Below are 24,993 nucleotides of genomic sequence, written 5' to 3'. Positions count from 1 at the left end.
CCCGCCGCAGGCATCGAGATACATGCCAATCATGGGTTGATGCATCAGGCCCCCAATATCTCACGCACGACTTCGATGGACATGCGTTTGCGCATGCGCTCGCTAAGCTGCGCCATTTCGCGTTCGTAGCCGCAGGCGAGGACGGCCTCCACATGGCCGAGATGTACGTACAGGGCGAAAAAGCGAGTCTCTCCGGGTTTGCCTGATATCACCGGTTCGTCTCGGTGTTCAACGTGCCCCAGATAGTCGAGGCGTTTGCCATAGTGCTCGGTCCAGAAGAACGGCACGCTTTCATAGCGCGCATGCTCTCCCATCATGTTCAAGGCTGCGATGCGCGCCTGTTGTTGTGCGACGCGCCAATGCTCGATGCGAGCCGTATTCAACTTGCCGTCAGCCGTCAGAACGTGTGCGATATCGCCTACAGCGTAAATGTCCGGTGCAGCGCGCATCGCCGTATCCACCGTGATGCCGCCATCCTCCTCGAGATCGAGGCCACTAATAAACCGTGTCGCCGGGCGCACTCCGATACCTGCGATCACGGCTTTCGTCCGCAAAGTGGTGCCATCGTCGAGCTCGACGGTTTCGACATTGTCCACGCCAGTGAAGCGCAGCGCTTTCGCGCGCAGGAACGTCACGCCATTGGCTTCATGCCACTCGCGGAACAAGCCACCAACGCGCGCACCAAGCGGTCGCTGCAATGGTACGCCACCCGGCGCGACGACCGTCACATCGACGTTGCGCTTGCGCAGCGCCGATGCCACTTCCAGGCCGATAAAGCTCTCGCCAAGAATCACGGCTCGCTCGCCCGACGAAAGCGCATTGAGGATGGCCCCTGCATCGCCCACTGTGCGAAGCGTGTAGATCCGGCCGAGGTCGCCACCGGGGATCTCAGGGCGTTTCGCGATCGAACCGCTCGCAATCAGCACCCCGTCGAAAGTAAACTGGTGGCCATCGGCAAGTGTGACCCGCCTTGAGGGCGCATCGAGACGCTGCACCTCGCTGTGTTCGATGCGCAGGCGCGCATTGCGCGCAACGGATTCAGGCAGGATCGGCGGGACTTCGTCGGGCGGCATTTCACCCGCGGGCACGAATTTGCTCAGACAGGTGCGGTCATAAGGCGCTTGCGGCTCGGCGGCGAACATCGTCACTTCGCCGCCGAAATCGTTCTCCAGTAGTGTGGCCGCAGCAGCAGCTCCCGCCGCACCGCCGCCGATGATTGCGAGGCGCGGGAACGCGCGCTGCCCCGTTTGGCTCTCAGTTGATACCCTTTGCGGCTGAACCGCGGGTTGCGGCTCGAGTTCGACGAACACGACGTCAGCTTCGACACGTACCGGGTATGAAGTGAGGCCTTCGAGAGCGGGCGGTTCGAGCCACTCGCCGCTCTCGACGTCAAACGACGCCTTGTGCCACGGGCACACAATGCGCCCGTCGCACAGCGCGCCCTGTTCGAGCGGCGCACCCGCATGGGGACACTCTGCGGCAAACGCGCGGATCGCACTACCGGTATTCACAAGCAGCACCGCTGCGCCTGCGAGTTCGACGCGTTGCATGCCTGGCGCGTTCAATGTCGCCACGTTGATCGCCTTAATCCATCCTGTCATCGCGCGCTCCTGATCGTTCGAGCTTTGGTCGCGAAGGCGCAAACAGCGTGCCGGACCGTGGCGATGACGCCGATTTTCCGCGCCACATCCCCCGTGACGGTGGCACATCGCTTGCGCTTGACCTAACCAGTTATCTAAAGCGCGAGCATGAACAACAAGGAGCACCTCATGTCACATCGGAATCGCCCTCACGGCAAACATCTGCCCACCGACGCAAAATTGCGGAGTCTCGAGCCGTTGCGCGCCCATGCGGCTGACGAAGCGCTGCGCACCAACCAGGGCGTGAAGATCGCCGACAACCAGAACACCCTGCGTGCCGGGCCTCGTGGCCCATCCTTGCTTGAAGATTTCATCATGCGTGAAAAAATCACGCACTTCGATCATGAACGCATTCCGGAGCGCATCGTGCACGCACGCGGTTCCGCTGCGCATGGCGTATTTCGCGTGTACGAGTCCCAAGCAGATCTTACGCGCGCCGCTTTCCTGCAAGACCCCTCCAAGGAAACGCCGGTTTACGTGCGCTTTTCGACAGTTCAGGGGCCGCGCGGCTCATCGGACACCGTGCGGGATGTGCGCGGCTTCGCCACGAAGTTCTACACGGAAGAAGGAAATTTCGATCTGGTCGGCAACAATATGCCAGTCTTTTTCATTCAGGACGCCATCAAGTTTCCCGATTTCGTGCACGCCGTAAAACCCGAAGCGCCTGACGAAATGCCTACGGGCGGCAGTGCGCACGACACGTTCTGGGACTTTGTTTCGCTCGTGCCCGAAAGCGCGCACATGGTGATGTGGGCCATGTCCGATCGTGCCATTCCGCGCAGCCTGCGCACGATGGAAGGATTCGGAGTGCATACGTTCCGCCTCATCAATGCCGAGGGCCGCGCGCGCTTCATCAAATGGCACTGGCGGCCGGTGCTCGGCTCGTATTCGCTGGTTTGGGACGAGGCACAGAAGATTGCCGGCAAGGACCCCGATTTTCACAGGCGTGACCTGTGGGAGGCGATCGAGCGCGGCGACTTTCCCGAGTTCGAACTGGGCGTGCAAGTGGTAGAAGAGAGCGACGAGCACGCTTTCGACTTCGATCTGCTCGATCCAACCAAGCTGATTCCCGAAGAAGTCGTACCGGTGAAGATCATCGGCAAAATGACGCTCAACCGTAACCCGGACAACTTCTTCGCCGAAACAGAGCAGGTAGCGTTCCATCCAGGCCATCTCGTGCCGGGCATCGACTTTACGAATGACCCGCTGCTGCAAGGGCGCCTGTTCTCCTATACCGACACGCAGATCAGCCGCCTTGGCGGTCCGAACTTTCACGAGATTCCGATCAACCGCCCGGTCTGTCCGTTTCAGAACAACCAGCGCGACGCCATGCATCGCCAGACGATCAACGTTGGGCAAGCTTCGTATGAGCCCAATTCCGTGAGCGGCGGCTGGCCGAAGGAAACGGCGCCGAAGGACGGCGGCTTCGAAAGCTACCAGGAGCGCACGGACGGCGTGAAGATCCGCGTACGCAGCGAGTCGTTCGCGGACCACTTTTCGCAGGCGACGATGTTCTACAACAGCATGTCGGAGCCCGAGAAGGCGCATATCCAGGCCGCCTATACGTTCGAACTGGGCAAGGTCACAAAGCCCGAAATACGCGAACGCGAGGTGAGCGAAATTCTCGCGAACATCGACGCCGAACTTGCCGCGAACGTGGCGCAGGCCCTTGGGCTGCCGAAACCCAAGGCGGGCAGCAAAACGGGTAAGCCAAAAACGGCCAGATCGCCTGCGCTCAGCCTGCTCAATCGCATGAAGCCCGGCATCAAGACGCGCAAGATCGCCTTGCTCACCGCGCCGGGTGCCGACACCGCCATGCTAAAGCAGTTGCGCGACGCATTCGCGAAGGAAGGCGCGACGGCGCTCGTGATCGCGCCCACGCTGGCGCTGATCGGGGACCTTGCCCCCGATGCGACGATAACGGGCATGCCGTCGGTCATGTTCGACGCCGTGTTCGTGCCAGGCGGAGAGAAGGCTGCTGATGCGCTCACGCAGTCGGGCGATGCGCGTCACTTCGTGCTCGAGGCTTTCAAGCATCTGAAGGCGCTCGGTGCAGTCGACACGGGCCGGCTCGTGCTCGCTGCGTCGCACCTGCCCGATCGGGCCGACGGCGTAGTAACCGGAGACGACGGCGATCTCAAGCGCGTACTCAAGGAATTTATCGAATCGACGGCGCAGCATCGGGTGTGGTCGCGAGCAGCGCAAGCGCAAACGGTTCCGGCCTGAACGTAATGATGGGAGCGCAAGCGACGTGCGCCGCTTGGCGCTCGCAAGCGTGAGTCGTGGAGAGACAAATGAGTCAATCGAAAAGTGGGTGCAAAAATGCACAAGCGGAGTTCTCCCGCTTTGCGAAGCCCCTTGTCGACGAGGCGCTTGCGCACGCCGCGCAAGGAGAGCCCAGCCCCGATGATTTTCATAAGCTTCGCGTTGCCCTGCGGCGGCTACGTACATTGATATGGGCATGGCGGCCCCTGTTGGGACGAAAGTTCGCGGATCTGGAGCGCGCGTATCTCAAGCGCCCGGCAGCGGCCGCCGGCGAGGCGCGTGACTGGGATATTGCGATTTCGCTCCTGGGCGACGAGCAAACGAAGCCGGACACCGAGCGCTTGCAGACCGCGCGGCGCGATGCCCGTGCACGAGCATCGTCTACGCTGGCCGCTGCCGATCTCAAACACGCACTACGCGAGATGCTGCGTAGGGTGAACCGCGAGTTGAACACGTCCCCACGGAGGACGCCGATCAAATGCCTTGCGCGCGAGCGAGTGCGGGCGGCGCGCCGCGCGTTACGCAAGCGGATGAGGCGTGCTCAGCGGGCGAATCGCGGCGATTACGCTCCTTGGCACGAGGTACGCAAAGGCGCAAAGCGGCTGCGCTATCTGCTTGAATTCTTCCAACCTGTGCTACGGCGACGCGAGTCCCGGCGCGTCAAGTCGCTCAGGAGGCTTCAGGATCGATTCGGCGCGCTCAATGACGCGGTGGCTACGGAACATCTGCTCGGGCAACACCGTGAAGTGTTCGCCGACGCCGCAACGGCAGATGCCGCGCTCGCTGCGCTCAAGCGCGAGCGAAAGCGCCGCCGTCGTGCCGCGCGCGAGTTGCTCGGCTAACGTGTAGCGGCGGGCACAGCATGCGAGGCAGCGAGCGGCCCGGCGTCCTCCCATCCGCCGCCGAGCGCCTTGTAGAGCGAAACGAGGTCGGTGCAGACCTGCAATTCCGCCTGCTGGGCGTTCCGTGCGGCACTGCTCAATTGGCGATCGGCATCGAGCACGTCGATGAACGACACAATACCCTTGCGATAGCTGTCGCGCGCGAGTTCGTCCGCGCGCCGCTGTGCGCCGACGCTTTCGTCGAGCGACACGAGTCGCGCCTGATCGGTGCGATAGACGTCGAGGGCATTATTCACATCGCGCAACGCAACAAGCACGGTCTTGCGATAGTCGAGCGCGGCTTCGACCTGCTGGAGCTTCGATAGCCGCAGGTTCGCCACGAGGGCGCCGCCCTGAAACACTGGCAGCGAGACGCTCGGACCCCACGACCAGAATACGCTCGCCCAGTGCGTGAGATCGTGTGGGGAAGTCGCGCGCGTGCCGGCCTGCCCGGTGAGCGAAATGTCCGGGAAGAATTGCGCGACGGCCACGCCAACATTGGCCGTTGCCGCATGTAGTGAGGCTTCGGCGCGGCGAATGTCGGGCCGGCGACGCGCGAGCGTTGCTGGCAGCCCGACTGGCACGGTGGGCGGCGTGGCCGGCAGCGCGCCCGCCGGCGTTAGGTCGGCGTCGAGCGCGCCCGGTGCCTCGCCCGCGAGTACCGCGAGTGCATTGAGCGACTGATCTATCTGCTGATCGTACTGCGGCAGCAGAGCTTCCGTTTGCGCGCGCTGGGCTTGTGCACGCTCCACGTCGAGCTCGCTTTCAAGGCCATGTTTCGCAGCACTGCGAGCGAGTTCAACCGTGTCCTTCTGCTGTGTGACGAGGTCCGCGGCGGTCACCCGTAACATTTGCGCGCCGCGAAGTTGCAGGTAGGTTTCCGCGACTTCGGCCTCGAGCGAAACCTGCGCGTCACGTTGCGATTCGAGGGCGACGTCGGTTTGCGCATTCGCCGCTTCGACCGAGCGGCGAACGCGTCCGAACAGGTCGATTTCCCACGAAGCGTCGAAACCGACCTGCCACAGGTTCACGGGTGCCGTGATCTGGTCCAGCGCGCTTTGCACGCCGCGCTCCACGTTCACTCCCGCGCCCGGCGCGATCTGGTTGACTGGCGAGTTGGGCGCGCCGAGCGCGTCGACCTTGTTGTACACGCCCGCCGACTCCAGAAAACCCTTTGCTCCCAGTTGCTCGCGCTTATAGCTGGCGCTCGCGCGCACATCCGGCAAGCCTTGAGCCGCCGCCTGCCGGGTCTGTTCGCGCGCTTGCGCAATTCGCACAACGGCAATGCGCAGGTCAGGGTTGCCGCGCAATGCGCGCTCGATCAGCGCATTGAGCGTTGCGTCTCCGAAGCCTCGCCACCAATGCGGGTCGGGATCGGATTCGACGGTTGGCGCCGATGTGGAACCCGAAGTGGCCGCTGACTGTGGAATTTGCCCGCTTGCGCCCCCCATGCTTCGGTCCATGGCGTGCCAGTCTGTGGGCGCATTCGCCTGCGGCGCCTTGAAGTCGGGGCCAACAGTACAGGCACAAAACGTGGCTACGAGCGTTGCAGCGGATGTTCGCGCGAGCCACTTCGGCGCGGGTCTCACACGCGTGCCACTAAGTGAAGAACGACCGCGCATTTTAATGCCCTCCCGACCCAGAAGCTTTCACAGGCGAGAAGAACAGCGCGAGCGGCGCGAAAATCACGCAGAAGCACGCGAGAATTCCGAACACGTCGATATAGGCAAGGATCGTGGCCTGGGAAACGAGCGTCTCGTAGAGGTGGCCGTTGGCAGTCTGCATGGCCTGCGCGAGCGGCGCGCCGGTGCTCTGCACGATGGTCTGCGCGTCGCGGGCAAGCGTGTCCTGATAGTTCTGCGAGAACGGCGACATATGCGTCGAGAGATGAGCCATCCATGCCTGTGAGCGCTCGCGGATCAGCGCCGTGGAAACCGAAATGCCGATCGAACCGGCTACGTTCCGGAACATCGTGAAGAGCGCGGACGCGTCGTTGTTCAGCTCCTTTGGCACCGTGAGATAGGCGAGCGTCGTGACGGGCACGAACAGGAAGCCGATGGCGAGCGACTGGGCACTACGCAGTTTCACGAGCGTCTCGTAATCGATATCAGGCGTAAGCGTGCGGGCATAGATGAGCGCCACAGTCAGCAGGATGAAGCCCATCGCGACAAGCATGCGCGTCTGAATGTGGGGCATTAGCCGGCTGATGATGGGAATTTCCAGCGTGATGAGCAGCGCGCCGGGCGAGAGTACAAGGCCCGCGAGTGTGGCCGTGTAGCCGAGTTGCTGCTGCGCGAGCTGCGGCACGATCACGGCGCTGCCATAGAGCACAGTGGCGAACGCGGCGATCATGCAGCAGCCGAGCGCGAAGTTGCGATCGCCGAGGCAGCGCGGATCCACCACGGGATGCTTCGCATAGACCAGCCGCAAGATCGCGCCAATGATACCGAGCACCGCAAGCACCGCAAAGATGACGATGAAGGGCGACGAGAACCAGTCGTCGTCTTCGCCGCGATCGAGCATGACCTGAAGGCAGCCCAGCCCTACTGCAATGAGCGCAATGCCCGGAAAATCGACGCTGCGCCAGTTCATGCGCCGCTGCGTTTCGCGCTTGACCCACGGCGGATCTTCAACGAGCTGGAGCACGGCGAGCGTGGTCAGGATGCCCACGGGCACGTTGAGGAGAAATACCCAGCGCCACGAAAAGTTGTCAGTGATCCAGCCTCCTAGCGTCGGGCCGAGTACGGGCGCCACGACAATGGCCACGGCCGAGATAGAGAACGCACGCCCACGCTGACTGGGCTCGAAGGTGTCGAGAATGATCGATTGCTGGTTCGGCTGGAGGCCGCCGCCGAAGAACCCTTGTGCGATGCGGAACACCACGAGCTGGCCAAGACTCGTGGCGACGCCGCAGAGGAACGAGCAGACTGTGAACGCGACAATGCAGACCATGAAGTATCGCTTGCGCCCGAGCACGCGGCCAAAGAACGCCGAGATTGGCAGCACAATGCCGTTGGCGACGAGGTAGGAGGTGAGCACCCAGGTGGCCTCGTCGTAGCTCGCGGACATCGTGCCGGCGATGTGCGGCAAGGCGACGTTCACAATGGTCGTGTCGAGTACCTCCATGAATGCCGCAAGCGTAACTGCGATGGCGATCATCCAAGGGTTGCCGTCGGGCCTCCAGTTGCTTTGCGATTCGCTCATCGTTGCGCTCAGTCGCTCAGGTAGACCGTCGGCTCGACCGAGATGCCGAGCGGCAGCGGCCGATTGGCCGGGAGCCCATCGTCGATCACGATCTTGACCGGTACACGCTGAACGATCTTGACGAAGTTACCCGTCGCGTTCTCGGCCGGGAACGCCGAAAAGCGCGAACCGCTGCCGAGCTGGATGCTGTCCACATGGCCGTGCAGTTCCAGCTTCGGGTACGCGTCCACGCTGATCTTGACCTTGTCGCCGGGCCGCATACGCGTGAGTTGGGACTCCTTAAAATTCGCGGTGATCCACTCCTGTGGAGTAACGATGGTGAACAGCACGGTGCCCGCTTGAAGGAAGCTGCCGAATTGCACGTTGCGCAGCGTGATCCATCCGTCGGAGGGCGCGCGCAGATCGCACCAGGCGAGGTTGAGCTGCGCCGTTTCCAGTTGTGCCTCGGCTTGTGCAACCTGCTCGCGGCGAGCCTCCACGGCCGCGACCGCCTGGCGGATCTGCTGCGGGACGAGGCTAGCGGTTCTCAATTGCGCCTGTGCACTCATGACGTCGGCGTGCGTCACGCGCTGCTGATCGGTGCTGGTATCGATGTTTTGCTGCGTCGTCGCGCGCGGATCGACGCCGTGCTGGCGCTCATAGTCCGCCTGCGCGCGGGCGTAGTTAGCGCTCGCCGTTTCGATCTGTGCGCGCGCCTGTTCGTATTGAGCCGGGTACTGTACGCGCGCGATGTCAAGCTGTGCCTGTGCGGATAGAAGCTGTGCCTTCGCCAGACCTAGCTGCGCGCGCGCCTGATCGACCTGGGCCTCGTAGTCGCGCCGGTCGATTTCGACCATCAGGTCGCCCTTGTGAACATAAACGTTGTCGTTGATCGCGAGCCGAGTGACGTAGCCCGACACTTTGGGCGCGATCGTGACCGCGTTACCGTCCGTATAGGCGTCATCGGTACTGACCTCGTTGCGCGTGACGAACCACCACAGCAGAGCCGCGACAGCAATCACCAGCAGAACGATGCCCAGCACAATGAGGGGCTTTTTCCCGGGATGCTTGCGACGGCGTTTGCTTTGCTTTGCGGCGTCGTTCATCGCGCCGTCGCGCGTTTTTGCCGTGTCGGTGCGACGCGGTTTGCCCCTGTGCACGCGCGACCACGTGCCAATGCTTTCCGGTGCTTCACGCTCAGCCATGCGGGGCTCCACGCTCGTCGCTCAAATCGGCCGAAATTGGAAGAGAAGTCATGCGCCGCCCGCTTGGATGCGCTTTCGCTTGAAAAGCAGTCAAAATCGTGAGGCAACGGCAGCAGCATGCCGGCCGGATGGCGTCTCTCGGATTAGACTGGCGTTTGCTCATAGCAATTGATGTGCCCGTGAGCCCCCGCACAAGGGTCCTCCCACGACAGCTTTCCATTTCGCTATGGCCAGCTCATGCACGGGACGGATTCAGCGCTCGAGCGACCATGAACTTTCTTCATGCAGGCTGGCGACCAGTGTGGAGAGCGCGGCTTCTACACTGTCATCGCCCGTGCGGGCCTGCCAGCGGACTTCGAAAGACGCATCGAGACGCCGGTGTGCGGCAGTCTCCGCGGTGTGATGCGTTACGCCGAGCAACAGCACGCGGCATTTTCGGCCATGCAATGCCTCATCGATGAGCTTGCACGCATCGTGGCCGGCGTCGTGTCCCAGCGTGACATGGGCGCGGCGACCGCGCGGCAGTCGATTCTCGACGTGTTCCAGTGACTGCAATACCACGAGGCCAAGTACGGTGCCAGCCAGGGCGAGCACATATTGGCCCCCTCCGGCACAAAGCCCGATCACTGTGACGTACCACATGGTTGCCGCCGTGGTCACACCTTGCACGAGCCCGTCCTTTCGCAGAATCGAGCCCGCGCCGATGAAGCCCATACCAGATAGGATGCCTAGCGGGAGCCGCATCAGGTCAAGTGTCACGAAGGAATCCTGAGTTTTGCCTTGCTGAACCAGCAGGACGTTCACTTGCAGCATCGCGAGGCAAGCCGCAAGGCATACAAGCAAGGTAGTGCGCAGTCCCGCCGCATTGCCCGACTCGCCGCGATTCAGGCCAACCAACGTGCCGGCAACGACTGCGATGACCAGCCGCATGGTGAAATCTGGCCAGGTAATGACGAGGGGCATAGGGTTCATGAATGCCAGGCGCGCAAATTCCATGCCGAAATGCGATCATTCCAAGGATAGGTGGCACGGCGTGTGCGGGAGGAGCGCAGCGAGCGGTGATGTCGTACGCGCGTCTTTCAACACGATGATGAGGAAATTCAATCATGAAGCCACACTACTACTTGATATCGACATTCGTGAGCGTCACCCTTGCCACATCTGGCGCTGCGCTCGCTCAAGGCTCAGGCGGAGGTAGCAGTAGCACCGGACCCGGCGACGCAACCGGCGGCGCAAGTGGTGTCTATCCTTCGCAGGCTCAGGGAGCCGAACAGAATCCCGCCGTTACCGGTTCGAAGTCCAAGTCGAGTGCTCATCACAAGAAGCACGCGAAGAAGACAATGAACGATACGATCAACACTCCCGGCGCCGACGCCAGCAGCGACACTAAAGGGCAGTAGGCCGCACAATCGGCGTACGCCTCTGTGAGCGGTTCAGCTTTAGCGGTGGATGGGTGCGGCATATCTGGCGTACCTGTGTGGATGACGAATCGAGTGCGCGCTGCGGGAGCAGCGCGCATTTGCGTCCTTACTTATGGTTCTTCTTCGGGATTTTCGCGCCGGACTTGCGCGCTTGATTCAGCGCAATGGCAACCGCCTGCTTCTGCGATTTTCCTTGCTTCACCTCCGTCTTGATGTTTTTCGATATTGCTTCACGCGATTTTCCCTTGCTGAGTGGCATGATGACCTCCGTTAAATCAATCTACGCGTGCGATTCAGTCCGACCTTTCAACACGCATTCACATAACTCATGACGTGTCCGGCTGATTCACTGTCCAAAATACACGGACTTCTCGTCGGGCACCCTCGCCGTATGAGCAGCTTGCGCTGGTTGGGCCATGCCAACCGGTTCGCCTGCTGCCGAACTGCCCGGCATGGCGCCGCCATACCCGCCGTTGGCTGCCTGGTCGACCTGCTGCGCGCCGACGCGGGCCTCGGCGGCTTGGGCGTCGCGCGGATACGACGCCTGATCGCCGATCGACGGGTTATAGCCTTGCTGCTCGACCTGGATCTGGTCCTGTCTAACCTGCGCCCGCGTGAGCGCTTCGTCTGACGGCGCGGCCGACTGGGCGAGCACCACGACAGGAGCAGCGAGGAGCGCGGCGGCCGCGATACGTTTGATTATCCTCATCGAGTTTCTCCCATGAAGTTCGACCATTCCTCCTCCGCACGCGCTGTGCCGCGGGTGCAGTCCGGGAACCGGCCAGGCCGTGGACAATAGGCGGGGGAAAATCGAGGGCGATTCGCAACTGGCGGTGCTAAGGAAGCGCGGCAAGAGATTTGCTCGCCTTCGTGGCAAGGAGGGCATGAAGCATGGATGCTGCGACGAAATCGATCACCCGGGTGGAGTCGGGCATTCGGGCGAAACGCCGGCTGGGCAACTGGATACCGACGCAGGAAGAAACCGCGGTCGAATTTCGCAGGCGGATCGCGCACGCCGCCCGTGACCGAGCGAAGAACAAATGACCAACGTGGTGCGGGAACTCTCGGACCTCATTCATGGCGATTCAGTGCTTCGAATGAACCTCTCGCGCGCGATCGACGAGGCGCAGCAGGCTGGCTTCGAACTTGGCTAAGGTTCAATCGACGAGCTGATGGTGATTGTCGACTATCTCGTCAGTTATGCGCCGCCCTTCAACGCGTCGGTACCCATTGCTACGCCGTTGAACCTCGTTCTCGACTGGCCGATGTGCATGCCATCCGGCTATGCGGCTTTTCGCGACCCGGCCTTCAATGCACAGTTGCGGCGCGTCCTCGACGCCTGGTGCGCTTTCCTCAGCGGCCCGCATTCGCGCACGCACCTCACGAGCGACGAGCCGCATGGCTGGTTCAGCGAGGGCGCACGGAAAAGATGGCGTTTGAGGAATTCGTTTGCGAGCCTTCAGCGCCGCATTGAGGTTTCGAATCGTGGAATGCATTTTTCACGCGCCGACTGCGTCCGGGGGTGCGTCCCATCGCCTCGCCGGAAGACGCGTCCGTAATCGCCCACGCGTGCGAAGCGTCCCCCTATGACGTCAGCGAAAACTGTCAGTTGCATGACCGCTTTTGGCTCAAATCACAACCATATTCGTTGCGAGAAATGCTTGCGGGCAGTGCGGTGGAGACGGCGCAAAGCTTCGCAGGCGGTAAGCTTTACCAGGGCTACCTAAGCGCTTTCAACTACCATCGCTGGCATGCGCCGGTGTCTGGGCAGATCCGGGAAGCCTATAACGTCGACGGCACGTACTTCTCTGAAATAGAGGGGGAGGGCGCTGACGCGCGGGGGCTCAACGACTCGCAGGGCTACACGACGGCTGTGGCTGCGCGGGCCGTGATCGTGATCGATTGCGATGAGAGTGCCTTGGGTGCCGTGGCCTGCATCTTTGTCGGCATGGCGGAGGTTTCCTCATGTCGCATAGTCGCGCTGCCTGGGCAGCGCGTCGAGAAGGGCGACGCGATCGGATTCTTTCAGTACGGCGGGAGCACCTACTGCCTTGTTCTCCAGCCAGGCGTAATCCGCGCCTTCGATCCCCAGCCTCCTTATCGCGACGATGGGCCGCCGCTCAAGGTCAATTCATGCCTTGCGATCGCAAACGGCTGACGCCCGGGCGTGCGGTTGCGCTTCCTTATGGATGCACAGAGCGGGCAGCGCAAGGTGGTTTGTCGACGGTATCGCTGCTCTGTTTTTAGTGATCCTATGAATCTAGAGTTTCGTCTCGCGGATCATCATGGCACTCGCGGCCGCAAGGACGGACTGCGTGCCATGCATAGGGCACGGCGGTTGCGGAAGCGGCCTGTACCACAGCATCCTGGAGCGCATTATGAAGATTACTTTCCCCGAAGGCCCGATCGCATATGACGCGGATCAACTTGCGGTTACCTTCCCTGCATTGGCAGATTCGGGTCAGGTCCAATGTGCGATTACGGCGGAGGCGCTTGAGGACCACTACGGTGCGGTGTCTGCTCGCGAAGCCGACCTACGCAAGGCATTTTTCGAACATAGACCACTGATCGAGTCAGCCGCCTCTAGGCTCATCCAGGAAACGGGCGGCGCCTCGATTACGCTCCATAGCGGCTATCTGCGGATGTACGGTGAGCACTGATGGGTCGCCGCGGCGGCAATCGCAAAAGTACCCTGCGGATTAATCGATGGCGCAACGCTTCGAGTAGCTATGAACCTAGGTAGCTTAGTTAGCAGTTGTTCTTATTGAACGTTCGTCTACAAGGTTCACCGCCCGCGTCGGGTCAAAATCGACCCAACGGCCGTTCTGCCAGTGCCCTGACGCGACTTCGATATCTTCACCTCGTGATCGACGGAGGGCTTCAATCGCATGAGACTGAACTTCCGGATTCACGTGGACAGCGACTAGTACGCCGGATTCACGCTCACGTGGCTGCGGAGACGCGGATGCTCCCGTCTTTCCCCCTCCGCGCGTCATCAGTACTGCTCCGGCCAGCGACCCCACATAAGCGCCCACCGCAGTAGCTACGGTGAGAATCAGCAGCGAACGAAAAAGCCACAGCGTGAGAAGTCCAGCCAGAAGCACGCCCACCACGGCACCGATTGCCACACCACCTGTTGCGCCCATGCCAGCGCCACGAGCCTGCGGGTCAGCATATTCATCGCCGCCGATGGGGAATCGTGCATGTTGGCCACTGGGGTTTACGAAGAACTCCGTTAGATCCTCAGCGATGAAGCCGCCACTCAAAAGCCGTTCCTTTGCCGAATCCGCGGCGGCGAACGTCGTGAACCGCGCTGCAACGATGCGTGACATAGCTTCCTCCTTTGACCGCTTTGGTACGGGTAGCGAACTATTTCGGGCTGCCACGAAACCTCCGCAAGCGACGTGCCGCTCGCCGCAGGGGCTATCCAGACGATCATGCGGTATGCGCTTGGAGTGAGGCAGAAATACGGGGCTGCCGGTGACTCCTGTCGAGGGCCGTCAGATTCTGCCTGCACGATCGCGTTGTGCTGCTCGCTCGATCCTCGCTCCGTTTCGGCAATACGCTGCATGCGGCACGAATCCGGCCGTGAGATTCAGCGTCGATCGCCTCGGCATTTTTGCATCAGGGATGGTTGCTATTCGCCCGCGTTACCATTGTTGTCATTCATAGGAAGGGAGCCGCGCGGATTCTCCATGCCATGACACACAAAGCTGCGTGAAAGGAGGGGGAACGAAATTTGCGCATCGCAATGCCGTTCGCATGGCACGAACGTTTAAGGTTCGAGGGAGAAACATCATGCTTTACTACGCTTTGGTCTTCTTCATCATCGCAATCATTGCCGCTGCGCTCGGCTTTGGGGGCATCGCCGTCGGCGCAGCAAGTATCGCAAAAGTGCTCTTTGTGGTTTTCCTCGTTATTTTCCTTGTGACGCTCGTCATGGGCCTAATGCGACGGTGACTGAAGCTCCTCATCTGATCGTCGCATTCATCATGTTCCTGCTCGCCATGACGCCAATGCGTTTGAAGCAAGCTGGACTAGATCACGATGTGTTGGCTATCTCGGGCCGGAACCGGAGCGCGAAGGCCGGCCGCCTCGTGGGGGCCTTGGTGCGCTTTCGATGACGTGGATCCAGAACACGGTTGCCGACCAATCGGCTTACACGGCAACTACCGCCTTGATTGAACCTCGATGATCATGAGCGGTTCAGCATTCCGGTCGGCCATTAACATCCCACGAAAAGCGAATAGTTCTTAGGAATAGAAACCCAGTCGTGGCCAGAGCGGAGCGCTAAGACGGCTACCCGCGAGGCGGAGAAAAATCAGCGCGAGGGGATTGCGACATGTCCGATGGGGCGGTGCTGTTGCGGTTTAGCCCCGAAACGTAACGCGTCCCCTACATGAGTCGGAGCACAATTCTCTGAAGGAGGGACGGCAGATCGCGTCGGACATCAACTACGAGATGCAAGAAAACGGTGTCGCCTCGTACCTGGTAGAGAATCCTGTTGTTGCCGGAGAGGACCTGACGGAAACTGTCCTCGAAGAAGCCCTCAAGCTCCACGGGCACGTGACCGCTCTCAGGAAACTGCCGAATGTGCGCGATCGTTTCCTGAAGTCGTGCTGACGTTTGGCGCCAGGTATCCCATCCAAATGTGCGGACAATATAGCTCCGCAGCTCGTCGATGCCGATACGGGCGGTTGGCAGGACGCGATACTTCAAAAGCGGGACCGGCATCAACGGAGCTTTTCTTGGCGGTCGAGTTCGTTGAGCTCAGCAAAGAATGCCTCGCCGTCAGCATGATCTTCGCGCTCGATCTGTTTCTGGCCGATGGCTAGGATTTTCAGAAGCGCAATTGTCTGCTGCGTTGATTCGAAGGTGCGAACGTCTTGGACGACGAGCTTCGCTTCACCGTTCTGCGTGATGATAAGCGGCTCTCCCGAGTCGGCCAGGTCCTTAACGATTTGTGCCGCTTCGCTCTTGAGATAGCTTATCGGCTTCACGTGATCGGCAAGATGCATCATGCGCTCCGCAACTGGTTGGGCAGGACTGAATATAGACTATTTTCAGACTGTCGACAACTTCACATTCTGAGGGTGCTCAATTATTTAACATAAATCAAATTATCAACTTTATAGGGTGCGACCCTAATATAGATTTGCGGCTTGATACCGCACGCCGATTTGCGATGCAGCAGGCATCCTCCTTATATCGTGCTAGCTTCAGCGGACGCAGCCCTTCACTGCCGTCACAGTGAAACTATGGCTTCAGCACAGCTTTAATGATCTCGCCAACCGCTTCTTTGGCCTTGGTCGCCGCGTTCTCGTCATATGCGATGGTTGTTCCGCGTTCAACACACGAATCGTTGTAGCTGAAAGGTTGCTTCGTTTTGGCATCGACGAGCAGCCCGTTTTCAACCTCAACAATCCGGCAGTTTCGCGTCGTCTGTGCTTGCGATAGCTGCTGAGCTTGCTTGAGTGCACGCGCGTCAAAGAAGTGACTGGCGCCGGTGTACTCGATCAACTGAAGGTCGTGAGCTTTTGTTTTCAGACGTTCCACATAAGCACGGCATGGAGCAACAGGATTGTAATTGTCCTCCGTCCCCTGGAAAATGCGGACTGGCTTACCAACGACATCCTCGTCTTCGAGATAAGTGGAGGTACAGTCAGGATAGAACGCGATGTATGCCGCGAACTGGGTGTCGGCTCGGGCGTGCATCCTCTGGAACCGGTTCAAGCTTGCATAAAGCGCATTCTGTCCCCCACGCGAGAACCCCATAAGGATTATCCTGTTCGCGTCGATTCTCGGGTGTTTCGAAAGAATTGCAATCGCTCGATAGGCATCCTCGGTTTGCGCCAAGCGGCCCAATTGCGATTGATCGTTGATCGTGTTGGCGATACCTCGACCGGAAAAGCTGTCGATCACAAACGTAGCGACACCGAGTGAGAGAAAGTAGTCCTCCCAGTCGGCAATGCTGCTGCCAATGCCTCCAGACGCGTGCAACAGGATGACAAGCGGAAGCTGGTCGGTGCCGTTTCGGGGAAGTCGAAGTTCGCCTGCAACCGTAATAGGTTTGCCATCCTCGCGACCGTTCAGGAATTCCTGGTCAGTGAGCGTTACGGACGGAATCGGGATTACCTCCATTCGCGTCACCTGCGCGCGTCCTGCAGTGGCGAGACAGCTCAAAATGCAGATCAATGCAATTCGGCCAAGCAGATATTTGCTTGTTATCGACATGGCACCCCTCTTCTTCTGCGCTGGTTCGAGCGATGAATGACGAAATCCAGTATAGGCAGGCATAGAGCGAGAGCGGGAGATTGCCTCGGTATCCGACCGGGGAAATCTTGAGCAATCTCGCCAAGGTTCGGGGCTTAGGGTTCGATATTCACCGCGAGCGTTTCGCGGTGGGGGCTTTTTGCTAGAACGCGTCGGCTTGATCGGCATGGATCTCGGTGTCGTCGTCCTCCTTCAAACCCGGTGCGTCGACGACACTCGCAGGCAATCGGACTGCAAGGCTATTCCCCATTTGTAACCTGCATCGGCACCATACATGGATAAACCGAATAAACGTTGTATATCCTCTCCGCCATTATTCAAGTTCGGTGACACGCGGGACGCGCGCGGCCATTACGCACCTCCGGTGACCTTCACTGATGGCCGCAAGCTTAGACGGGTCACAGCACACAGGCACTCCAGAGCGTCCGTGGCTCGCCGCGGCGCTCATTGTGCTCGTCGCGAACGAACGCACGGTCGCTCACTTGTGACTGCCGTTGACCGCGTCCTTAAACGCCTTGCCTGCTGTGAATTTGACGGTTTTTGCCGCCGCAATCTGGATCTCCGCGCCAGTCGCCGGATTGCGTCCTGTGCGCGCTGCGCGATCGCCCCGACTGAAGGAGCCGAATCCAATGAGCTGCACCGTATCGCCCTTGATCACCGCATTCGTGATTGCATCGACGACAGCATCAAGAGCCTCTGCGGTGGCAGCCTTGCTCGCGCCCGTTACGGACGCCACGGCATCAATCAGTTCTAGCTTGTTCATTCAGCTCCTCCTCTCCGGTCAATTTACCCACCTGCCCAGTTCCTGTAAACCAACCAGGTGGCCGCAGCTACTGTACACCAGCTGCAAGCCGAAAGCCGAAGCACTCTCTCATCCTCAAGTCGGTTCATCATCTGGCGGATGGCGGTCGGCGAAATCTCAGGGACCATCCGGGAGATATCCGATGCCGAGAGCGAGGTGCCGTGCGCCAGTACAGCCGAATACACCATGAGCAGTTCGATCCGCGATCGACGTTCGCGCCCAGGCAGGATCCAGCTGAAGCGCGTTGCGCTGTCAATTTCGAGGATGATCTCTGGTAGCTGGCCGCACGGATGGGCTTCAAAAATGGAGCGTCGCAGTCAATCGGTTTCGACGTCTTCAGGCTGCGCGACCGGAAATTTACGATGGCTTTTGCGAAGCCCTGGTGGTCCGACAGCGTCTTGAAGTTACCATCGTAGATCGAGCGCAGCGTCCCAACGTCCGGCGGCTGGACATCAAGCTGCCGGCCAAGGTGTCGCCAAAGAATGGTTGGGATCTGCCTGTATGAATCAAGCGGCCGACTGGTCATTCGCAGGAAACCGACGTGCAGAGCAATGGCCAACCCGTAAAGTTCGGTGCGCCGCGAGTCGATCTGAGTGCGTTCGCGTTTTGAAAAAGTAAAGAATGTGCATAAAGCATATGAGGAGCCACACGCACGCACGGATCAGATGGTTTCCACTTGTCCAGTTCGTCGGCGCTGCCGACGGCTAAACATCGAGATCAGGTTCTACAGGAACTGGAGCTTCGGTTGACCATCCCCAGGTGGTAGGCGGGATCTCGCAGCGCGACGTGAATCGCATCACGGAGAACGATGAGTCGGGCGAGCGTAGCGAAGGGCTCTCGTTATCTCCGCGGCAAGCTGGTGCTGCCGATAGGGTTTGCGTAGTCTCAGGATTTCGATGCCGGTTCCCTGCGGAAGCTCCGCGTAACCAGTCGCTAGGATAACGGGAAGTCCAGGCCGCAGTTCCCGCGCGGCCAAAGCCAGCTCCAGTCCCGTCATCTGAGGCATGGAATAGTCCGTGATCATGAGGTCAATCCACTGTCCTCCCTTGAGGATCTCCAGTGCGGCGGCGCCCGAGTCGACTTCGATCACCTCATGTCCCATATCCTGTAAAAGATAGGCGGTGCTTGTTGCGATCAGGGCGTCGTCATCGACGAGAAGAATGCTCGCCTGGGTCGGACCGTTTGCAATGCCCTCTGCCTGCTCGTCTTCCTTTGGGCTCTCGGGAGTCAAGCGTTGCGCGGTCACCGGAAGCGATAATTCTGCCCGCGTACCACGTCCCGGCTCACTCTGGAGGCGCAGAGCACCGTTCAGCTGCAGCGCCAGTCCGTGAATCATCGAAAGACCAAGGCCGGTTCCCTTGCCAGGCTCCTTCGTTGTAAAGAAGGGTTCGGTAGCTTTCGCGAGGGTATCCAGATCCATACCCTTCCCGGTATCGCGGACGATAAGGCGTACATAACTGCCAGCAGCCAGTCCATCCTCGCCGCATGAGTGAACCTCCTCGACCGCTATTGATAGCGCCCCGCCCTCTGGCATCGCATCTCGGGCATTGACCGCGAGATTCAGGAGCGCGAGTTCAACCTGGTTGCCATCGGCGAGGGTAAGCGGAATATCGTCCGGCAAATTCAGCTCCAGTGCTACCCGCGGGCCGACTGACCGCTCAAGGAGATCGGTCATGCCCCGGACCAGTGCCGGAAGGTGTGTTGGCTCGACCTTGAGATCCTGCTGCCGCGCGAACGCCAGAAGCCGCTGTGTAAGTGCGGCGCCGCGCTGCGCTCCCCGAAGCGCGCCGTCGATCAGCCGGGTTGCCCGGACTCCGTCCTGCGGCTCCTTGCGCAGCAGTTCGAGATTGGCCATGATGGCCATCAGCAGGTTGTTGAAATCGTGGGCGACACCACCCGTCAGTTGTCCTATCATTTCCATCTTATGGGCCTGACGTAGCAGTTCTTCCGCTCGCTGCCGCTGCCGGATCTCCTCCAGCACCAGCTGGTGGGTACGCTCGAGCTCCGCAGTGCGCTGGGCGACCCGTGCTTCGAGCAAGTCGTAGTCGCGCTGCATGCTATCCTCGGTCATCCTGCGCAAGGTGATATCGGACGCCACCCCGACCAGTCGTGCTGTCTTCTGTGCGTGGTCACGAAGCAGCCGCGCGTGCATGTCGGCCCAGTGAAACGTCCCGTCTGGCCAGATCGTACACAGTTCGATGGCGAGATCGCAGCCGGTTTCATGGCTGCGACTAATCGCATCTGCCATCCGGGACCGGTCACCTGGACTGATGCTGGCAATGAGATCGGTGTAGGTGAAGGACTCGCCCGGCGCATACCCGAAAACTGGCGGACACGCAGGCGAAGCCTTGAGCGCCAATGCCGAAAGCTCCAGTTCCCAGGTCCCCAGCTTTCCGGCCGTCAGGGCGGTTTGCAGGCGCGCCTCGCCTTCATGCAGTTCATCGATACGCAGACGTGCTTCAAACTGGCGTGCCCGACCACGAAGCGCTGTCCCGACCGCGCTGATGAACGTGCGCGGATGAAACGGGCGCTCAAGGAACGTCACGTTTCCCAGCGTCGCAGCCAGTCGGGCCAGCTCCGGATCCCGGTCGGGCGCCCCACCACGCTGCGTAAGGATGATGAACGGAAAGTCGGACCATGTGGGCTGCGCCGAAACCCAGTTTTCCAGTGGCTTCAGGTCGGCATCCCGTAACCCCTCATCGGTCACGATCGCACAGCAGATTCCCTCGCCCAGCATTGCAACGAAATGCACGACATCCCGACAGACGTGCGCGAGGGCACCCGTCTCCTTCAGGAGAGCCACGGCAACCGCGGCATCCCGCCCCATCGGTGTAAAAACCAGCGCAGGGCAACGGCTGAAATCAGGCACTTTCATCATCCGCGGCGCCTGTCGACATGAGCGGTCCCTTGTTACCCACAAACGTGGGAACGCCGCGCAGGATGCCCTGGAAACTGTCGAGCGGTGCGCCAACACTCAGGCCGGACCGCCCGATGCGAAACTCACGGATGGTCTCCTCGTGATACCCGGTGCGCTTCTTGATGATCGACACCGCACGTCGAACGCTTCCAAGTGCCTCGAAATAGCGCAGCAGGATGACAGTGTCGGCAAGGTACGTGACGTCAACGGGCGCCTTCATGTCGCCCACAAGACCATGCTGCGCCACGGTCAGGAACGTCGTCGCACCCTGTCTGTTGAGGTACTGCAGCAGTTCGTGGATGTGAAGCACCAGCGCATTTTCTTGCGGCATGGCCGCCTGGTAGCCGTTGAGGCTGTCGATGGCGACCGTTTTTGCCTGGGCATGGTCAACGCAATTGCGCACGCGCTGGGCGAATTCGCCAGGCGAGAGCTCGGCGGCATCGACCTGCTCAACATACAACTTTCCGGCGTCACGCATGGCCTCGAGGTCGAAGCCCAACGCCCGGGTCCTGTCGAAGAGTAGTCCAAGCTCTTCATCAAACGCGAACAGGGCTGCTTTCTCGCCCCGAGCGACCGCCGCCGCAATGAACTGAAGAACAAATATGCTTTTGCCAGTGCCTGCTGGTCCGAGCACCAGGGTACTTGATCCCTGTTCGATACCGCCGCCGAGGAGTGCATCCAGTTCCGGAACATCGCTCCTGGTCTGCGCGCGCGTAAATCGGGTGCGATGTTCCGCTGCAACGAGCCGGGGAAACACGGAGACCCCTCCCCGCTTGATTGAGAAATCGTGGTATCCGCCGCGAAATGCCTGTCCCCGGTATTTGGAAATCCTCAGCCTGCGCCGCTCGGCGCCATAGTCGGGAGCGAGTTCCTCGAGTTTGATCACGCCGTGGGCAACGCTATGTACGGTTTTGTCCGCAGCATCTGCGGTCAGGTCGTCAAGCAGGAGGACGGTTGCTCCCTGCCGCGAGAAGTAATGTTTGATGGCAAGTACCTGGCGGCGGTAACGCAGCGAGCTCTGCGCGAGCAGACGGATTTCCGACAGGCTGTCGAGTACGACGCGGCTGGGCCGGACCCGTTCAAAGGCACTAAAGATCAGCCGCGTCGTCTCACCGAGTTCGAGGTCAGATGAATACAGCAGGCTTTGCTGCTGATCAGCGTCGAGGAGACTCTCCGGGGGCACCACTTCAAACACGGCCACGCGATCACCCAGTTGCCAGCCGTGCGAGGCAGCTCCTTCGCGCAATTCTTGCTCTGTTTCGGACAAGGTGATGTACAGGCCCTGATCGCCCACCTTGGCGCCTTCGAGCAGAAACCGGAGGGCAATTGTGGTTTTCCCGGTGCCAGGGCTGCCCTCGAGAAGGAAAAGGTTTCCCTGCGTGAGACCTCCCGCAAGGACATCGTCCAGCCCGGGAACGCCAGTGCGTACGATCGGCGGGGCGTTCGTCTCAACGTCCATCATGTACTCCTAACTGTTTCAATAGTTTTGGTGAAAGCGTTCGGAGCGGGATCTGCGTCAAAACTTCGGCTAGTGCGGCTCGTGCAGTGCAAAGATCGTACTCGCATTGACGGCACAACCAGAACATGGAGGGCAGACCTGACAATCTTTCCAGCCGCACCGCCATGGCCGGCGTGATCGCCGTCGCGCCTTCGAGGATGCGGTGCAGCGTTTGCCGCGAGATCCGCAGATCGCGGGCGGCCTGGCTCACTGACAGATTCATCGCAGGCAGAACGTGCGCGCGCAGGAATAGCCCCGGGTGGGGCGTGGCAAGCGTGGTGTCGGTCGGGGCAGTCGCGCTTCTCATGGCACCCTGTCAACAGTTATGCGACAGTCGGGTCAGAATATCACAATGGATATACCCATCGCGTCCCGCGTCTGGCCGGCTTTTTTCGACGCGTCCGTACGGGCGCGCGTTCATGACGCCACGCGATTTGCTCAGATCATTGGCCGCAAATCCATATGTGCTCTCGAGACATAGAACCCGGTAGTTGTGGAAAGGACGCGTTCAACCGGTTCCACATCGCGATGACAGTCGCCCCGGAGGTAGGCTGACGGAATCGCGTGTTCGGCAACGTGCTTCCCGATGCCTTATGTGTGTGTCATTACAGCCATTCTCGCGGTATTCCGATGAATGGCTCGAACTATTTGATTACAGCTGACCGCATCAGGCAGCGGTCGGCCAGCTTCCGTCATCGCGTCGTATCTTCGCAATGACACTCGAACGTCGACTCTGCAACTCAAAGCGGTCAGCAGGCGCGCAGCCGATGCGGCCGCCGCCGGACGCCATGACAACGGCTCCCGCATCAGATGGCCGCCGCATTCCAGCAGACGCGGCGGCTTCTCTCATATCGTTGCGATCGATCGGCCGTGAGGCACGGCCGTTACCGCTCAGGCCGAGATCTAGGTCACGCAGCAGCGATGCATCTCATCAACGAAAGTAGCCTTGTAACCCGTAATCTCGAATCAACCGGTTGATATGCGAACGCGAGTAATGGACACCGAATTCCCGCTGGACGAGTTCGCCAACCGCAGCTCTCGTCCAGCAGTCACCAGGAAATCCATAGAGCACCGGCTTATGTCTTATGGCAGCGACCAGCCGGGTTAGCCCATCTGCCGGGAGGTGACTGCGGCGTCCGACGTCGTTTACCTGCAAAAGCGATTGCTTACCACCGGCCTTGAACAACGCACCATAACGGCGAGCAGTTGCCGGCCCAAGTCCAAGTGCCGCCGCAACCTGCTGGATGCTTTGTCCCCTGTCAAGCATTTCCGCGGCGATAAGCCGCCGGTTTGTCCACGGCGGCCCACGAAACCGGTTATCTTCTCCCATGTTTGCAATCCAGCGTGTCTGATTACGATTGCTAAAGAGCATTGCACGCCGGTTCTGCACGCGCAATCGGGCTCTCCCGAATCCGCCGCATTCCGCCGATCACCGGGCGCGTATGACACACGGCATCAGATCGCATCAAATCGCCTGGCTGCAAATGCGCCCGTCAAACCGGGGCAACCTCCGTTGAGTTTTGAGTCGCGGTCGTCCACGGGCGGGCGGCGGGTTGCCTCTCGCGACCGTGACGCTGCCCGCCGGTGGGCAATCCGCTAGGCGATACGGCTTGCCTTTTTACGTTGAAGTTTTCGAATTCAAGCGGTCGGTTGACTTCGCCAATGCAATCGAGAGTCAGGGGAGATTGTTGACGCGCAAGCCCGCCTAAAATCGCGCGGGTTTGCCATGTCAGTGGGCTGGGCATTTGCAGAGCACCGACGAACCCAGAACAGAAGAGACGTCTATCGTTCGAACTGGAGCGAAGACATCGAAGTTCATTTTCCCGGGCAACTAGCGACTTGCATAACAACAGGCATCACTGCTCCGTGCGCTGGTGGACGTGATGTGCGAAATCTCGCCAGTAGAGCTGGAGGGGCATTTCGAGGCCCGCAGCACGGAGATCCAAGGCGTGGCAGTAACTGCAATTCCTCTTAGGACATCGGCCGGCCGATGTTCGCTCTTCGCGCGACACTTCAACGAAGGAAATGTGACTTCCGTTACGACTCGTCGGCGACGATGCAGTTTTTGACACTCCGGTATCAAGTCAATGGTGCGTCATCACTCGCAGGGCCTCGACGGCGGCATTCGTTTGCCCATTGTGACGCCACTCCTCGCATTAATGGCCACCTCGCTGAGCGTCGCCGGGGCGAAATCCTGAATGCCGGGGGTTCCGTCTGACCCACATCAAGCCGTCGCTTCGTTGCCGTATTCAACGAGCCGGTTGTAAAGCGTCTTGAGGCTAATGCCAAGTATTTCCGCCGCGCGCGTCTTCGCTCCTTTACATTCGTCAAGAGTCGCAAGGATCAATTGGCGTTCGGCGTCGGCAAGCGAGGTGCCAAAGGGGATCGTCACCGCCGTTCCCACAATGGGTTTGGTGAGCGAGATCTGCAGCGGCACCTTCGCTGCGAAATCGCCGTCGTTGCCCGACATGATATGCGCGCGCTGTACGTAGTTCTTGAGCTCGCGCACGTTGCCGGGCCACGGGTAGGCCGCCAGCATCTCGCGCACGGCGGCCGGAAACTGCTTTTTCGTGCCGTGGCGCTCGTTCAGTTCGTCGAGAAACGCCTGGGCCAACAGCTCGACGTCCTTGCCGCGCTCGCGCAGCGGCGGCAGGCTGATCGGAAACACGTTCAGGCGGTGGTAAAGGTCCAGACGCAGCTTGCCGTCGGCCACGGCCTGTTCGGGGTCGCGATTGGTCGCCGCGATCAGGCGCACGTCGGTCTCGATTTCCTTGGTCGTGCCCACGCGCATGAACATGCCGGTTTCGAGCACACGCAGCAGCTTCACCTGAAGCTCGACCGGCATCTCGGTGATTTCGTCGAGGAACAGCGTGCCGCCGTTCGCGCGCTCGAAATAGCCCTTGTGCTG

At 60.4% G+C, this 24,993-nt stretch carries 22 protein-coding genes and 3 pseudogenes; 6 read left to right on the top strand and 19 right to left on the bottom strand.

Annotated elements, in window-relative coordinates:
• Positions 1–44 precede the first annotated feature (44 nt).
• The gene (locus tag C7402_RS43140) at positions 45–1,601 is read right to left on the bottom strand and encodes an FAD-dependent oxidoreductase (protein ID WP_112177850.1); all 1,557 of its coding nucleotides are present in this window, start codon (positions 1,599–1,601) and stop codon (positions 45–47) included.
• Between the two features lie 168 nt (positions 1,602–1,769).
• Between C7402_RS43140 and katE the strand changes: the two genes are divergently transcribed.
• Both katE and C7402_RS43130 read left to right on the top strand, forming a co-directional pair.
• Complete coding sequence (gene katE, locus C7402_RS43135; RefSeq protein WP_165842126.1) at positions 1,770–3,866, top strand: catalase HPII; 2,097 nt, start codon at positions 1,770–1,772, stop codon at positions 3,864–3,866.
• Between the two features lie 68 nt (positions 3,867–3,934).
• A complete protein-coding gene (locus C7402_RS43130; RefSeq protein WP_112177812.1) occupies positions 3,935–4,747 on the top strand; it encodes a CHAD domain-containing protein in 813 nt (270 codons plus the stop codon).
• Here the strand turns inward: C7402_RS43130 and C7402_RS43125 are convergent.
• The 4 genes from C7402_RS43125 to C7402_RS43110 all read right to left on the bottom strand — a co-directional run bounded on the left by C7402_RS43125 (position 4,744) and on the right by C7402_RS43110 (position 10,170).
• Complete coding sequence (locus tag C7402_RS43125; protein WP_112177811.1) at positions 4,744–6,408, bottom strand: efflux transporter outer membrane subunit; 1,665 nt, start codon at positions 6,406–6,408, stop codon at positions 4,744–4,746. The genes C7402_RS43130 and C7402_RS43125 overlap by 4 nt on opposite strands.
• A gap of 1 nt (position 6,409) precedes the next feature.
• Positions 6,410–7,990 carry a DHA2 family efflux MFS transporter permease subunit gene (locus C7402_RS43120; protein ID WP_112177810.1) on the bottom strand — a complete coding sequence of 527 codons (1,581 nt, stop codon included), beginning with the start codon at positions 7,988–7,990 and terminating at the stop codon, positions 6,410–6,412.
• An 8-nt stretch (positions 7,991–7,998) separates the two neighbouring features.
• Positions 7,999–9,174, bottom strand: coding sequence for an HlyD family secretion protein (locus C7402_RS43115; RefSeq protein ID WP_112177809.1), 1,176 nt, complete (start codon positions 9,172–9,174; stop codon positions 7,999–8,001).
• Between the two features lie 252 nt (positions 9,175–9,426).
• A complete protein-coding gene (locus C7402_RS43110) occupies positions 9,427–10,170 on the bottom strand; it encodes an MgtC/SapB family protein (protein WP_373864492.1) in 744 nt (247 codons plus the stop codon).
• 110 nt (positions 10,171–10,280) lie between these two features.
• Between C7402_RS43110 and C7402_RS43105 the strand changes: the two genes are divergently transcribed.
• Positions 10,281–10,574 carry a hypothetical protein gene (locus C7402_RS43105; RefSeq protein ID WP_112177808.1) on the top strand — a complete coding sequence of 98 codons (294 nt, stop codon included), beginning with the start codon at positions 10,281–10,283 and terminating at the stop codon, positions 10,572–10,574.
• A 127-nt stretch (positions 10,575–10,701) separates the two neighbouring features.
• Here C7402_RS43105 and C7402_RS47270 read toward each other — a convergent pair whose 3' ends face one another.
• Both C7402_RS47270 and C7402_RS43100 read right to left on the bottom strand, forming a co-directional pair.
• Complete coding sequence (locus tag C7402_RS47270) at positions 10,702–10,854, bottom strand: DUF6496 domain-containing protein (protein WP_165842125.1); 153 nt, start codon at positions 10,852–10,854, stop codon at positions 10,702–10,704.
• An 87-nt stretch (positions 10,855–10,941) separates the two neighbouring features.
• The gene (locus C7402_RS43100) at positions 10,942–11,304 is read right to left on the bottom strand and encodes a DUF4148 domain-containing protein (RefSeq protein WP_112177848.1); all 363 of its coding nucleotides are present in this window, start codon (positions 11,302–11,304) and stop codon (positions 10,942–10,944) included.
• Between the two features lie 182 nt (positions 11,305–11,486).
• Between C7402_RS43100 and C7402_RS48395 the strand changes: the two are divergent.
• Both C7402_RS48395 and C7402_RS43090 read left to right on the top strand, forming a co-directional pair.
• A pseudogene (locus C7402_RS48395) lies at positions 11,487–12,753 on the top strand (phophatidylserine decarboxylase associated domain-containing protein).
• A gap of 220 nt (positions 12,754–12,973) precedes the next feature.
• On the top strand, positions 12,974–13,255 hold the full coding sequence (locus C7402_RS43090) for a DUF1488 family protein (protein ID WP_112177807.1): 282 nt from the start codon (positions 12,974–12,976) through the stop codon (positions 13,253–13,255).
• Between the two features lie 84 nt (positions 13,256–13,339).
• Here the strand turns inward: C7402_RS43090 and C7402_RS43085 are convergent, their stop codons facing one another.
• On the bottom strand, positions 13,340–13,927 hold the full coding sequence (locus C7402_RS43085; RefSeq protein ID WP_112177806.1) for a hypothetical protein: 588 nt from the start codon (positions 13,925–13,927) through the stop codon (positions 13,340–13,342).
• Between the two features lie 466 nt (positions 13,928–14,393).
• Between C7402_RS43085 and C7402_RS43080 the strand changes: the two genes are divergently transcribed.
• A complete protein-coding gene (locus tag C7402_RS43080; protein ID WP_112177805.1) occupies positions 14,394–14,555 on the top strand; it encodes a DUF1328 domain-containing protein in 162 nt (53 codons plus the stop codon).
• A 435-nt stretch (positions 14,556–14,990) separates the two neighbouring features.
• Here C7402_RS43080 and C7402_RS48220 read toward each other — a convergent pair whose 3' ends face one another.
• From C7402_RS48220 to C7402_RS43020, 11 genes and pseudogenes are all read right to left on the bottom strand, one after another.
• Positions 14,991–15,329 carry a type II toxin-antitoxin system RelE/ParE family toxin gene (locus tag C7402_RS48220; protein WP_341869289.1) on the bottom strand — a complete coding sequence of 113 codons (339 nt, stop codon included), beginning with the start codon at positions 15,327–15,329 and terminating at the stop codon, positions 14,991–14,993.
• Entirely contained in the window at positions 15,329–15,613 is a 285-nt protein-coding gene (locus tag C7402_RS43070; protein WP_112177846.1) for a type II toxin-antitoxin system Phd/YefM family antitoxin, read from the bottom strand. The genes C7402_RS48220 and C7402_RS43070 overlap by 1 nt, the downstream gene beginning before the upstream one ends.
• 238 nt (positions 15,614–15,851) lie before the next feature.
• Positions 15,852–16,829, bottom strand: a complete 978-nt coding sequence (locus C7402_RS43065) for a dienelactone hydrolase family protein (RefSeq protein ID WP_112177804.1) — start codon at positions 16,827–16,829, stop codon at positions 15,852–15,854.
• A 517-nt stretch (positions 16,830–17,346) separates the two neighbouring features.
• On the bottom strand, positions 17,347–17,631 hold the full coding sequence (locus C7402_RS43055; protein WP_112177803.1) for an HU family DNA-binding protein: 285 nt from the start codon (positions 17,629–17,631) through the stop codon (positions 17,347–17,349).
• 86 nt (positions 17,632–17,717) lie between these two features.
• Positions 17,718–17,987 (bottom strand): annotated as a pseudogene (locus C7402_RS43050) (Tn3 family transposase); the annotation flags it as partial.
• A gap of 29 nt (positions 17,988–18,016) precedes the next feature.
• Positions 18,017–18,328 (bottom strand): annotated as a pseudogene (locus C7402_RS43045) (DUF4158 domain-containing protein); the annotation flags it as partial.
• Between the two features lie 138 nt (positions 18,329–18,466).
• Positions 18,467–20,548 (bottom strand): ATP-binding protein, encoded by a 2,082-nt coding sequence (locus C7402_RS43040; RefSeq protein WP_112177802.1) that lies wholly within the window; start codon positions 20,546–20,548, stop codon positions 18,467–18,469.
• On the bottom strand, positions 20,532–22,046 hold the full coding sequence (locus tag C7402_RS43035) for an ATPase domain-containing protein (protein WP_208949092.1): 1,515 nt from the start codon (positions 22,044–22,046) through the stop codon (positions 20,532–20,534). Before C7402_RS43035 ends, C7402_RS43040 begins: the two co-directional genes overlap by 17 nt.
• A complete protein-coding gene (locus tag C7402_RS43030; protein WP_112177800.1) occupies positions 22,036–22,392 on the bottom strand; it encodes a HigA family addiction module antitoxin in 357 nt (118 codons plus the stop codon). The genes C7402_RS43035 and C7402_RS43030 overlap by 11 nt, the downstream gene beginning before the upstream one ends.
• Before the next feature lie 624 nt (positions 22,393–23,016).
• The gene (locus C7402_RS43025) at positions 23,017–23,475 is read right to left on the bottom strand and encodes a winged helix-turn-helix domain-containing protein (RefSeq protein ID WP_244315084.1); all 459 of its coding nucleotides are present in this window, start codon (positions 23,473–23,475) and stop codon (positions 23,017–23,019) included.
• 834 nt (positions 23,476–24,309) lie between these two features.
• Positions 24,310–24,993, bottom strand: a 684-nt coding sequence (locus C7402_RS43020) for a sigma 54-interacting transcriptional regulator (RefSeq protein WP_133254651.1), incomplete at its 5' end; no start/stop codon positions are given.

It is taken from the genome of Paraburkholderia unamae (assembly GCF_003096875.1).
GTDB lineage: Bacteria > Pseudomonadota > Gammaproteobacteria > Burkholderiales > Burkholderiaceae > Paraburkholderia > Paraburkholderia unamae.
The sequence above is the reverse complement of the archived record's forward strand: the minus strand, read 5'-3'. Positions and strand labels throughout refer to the sequence as shown.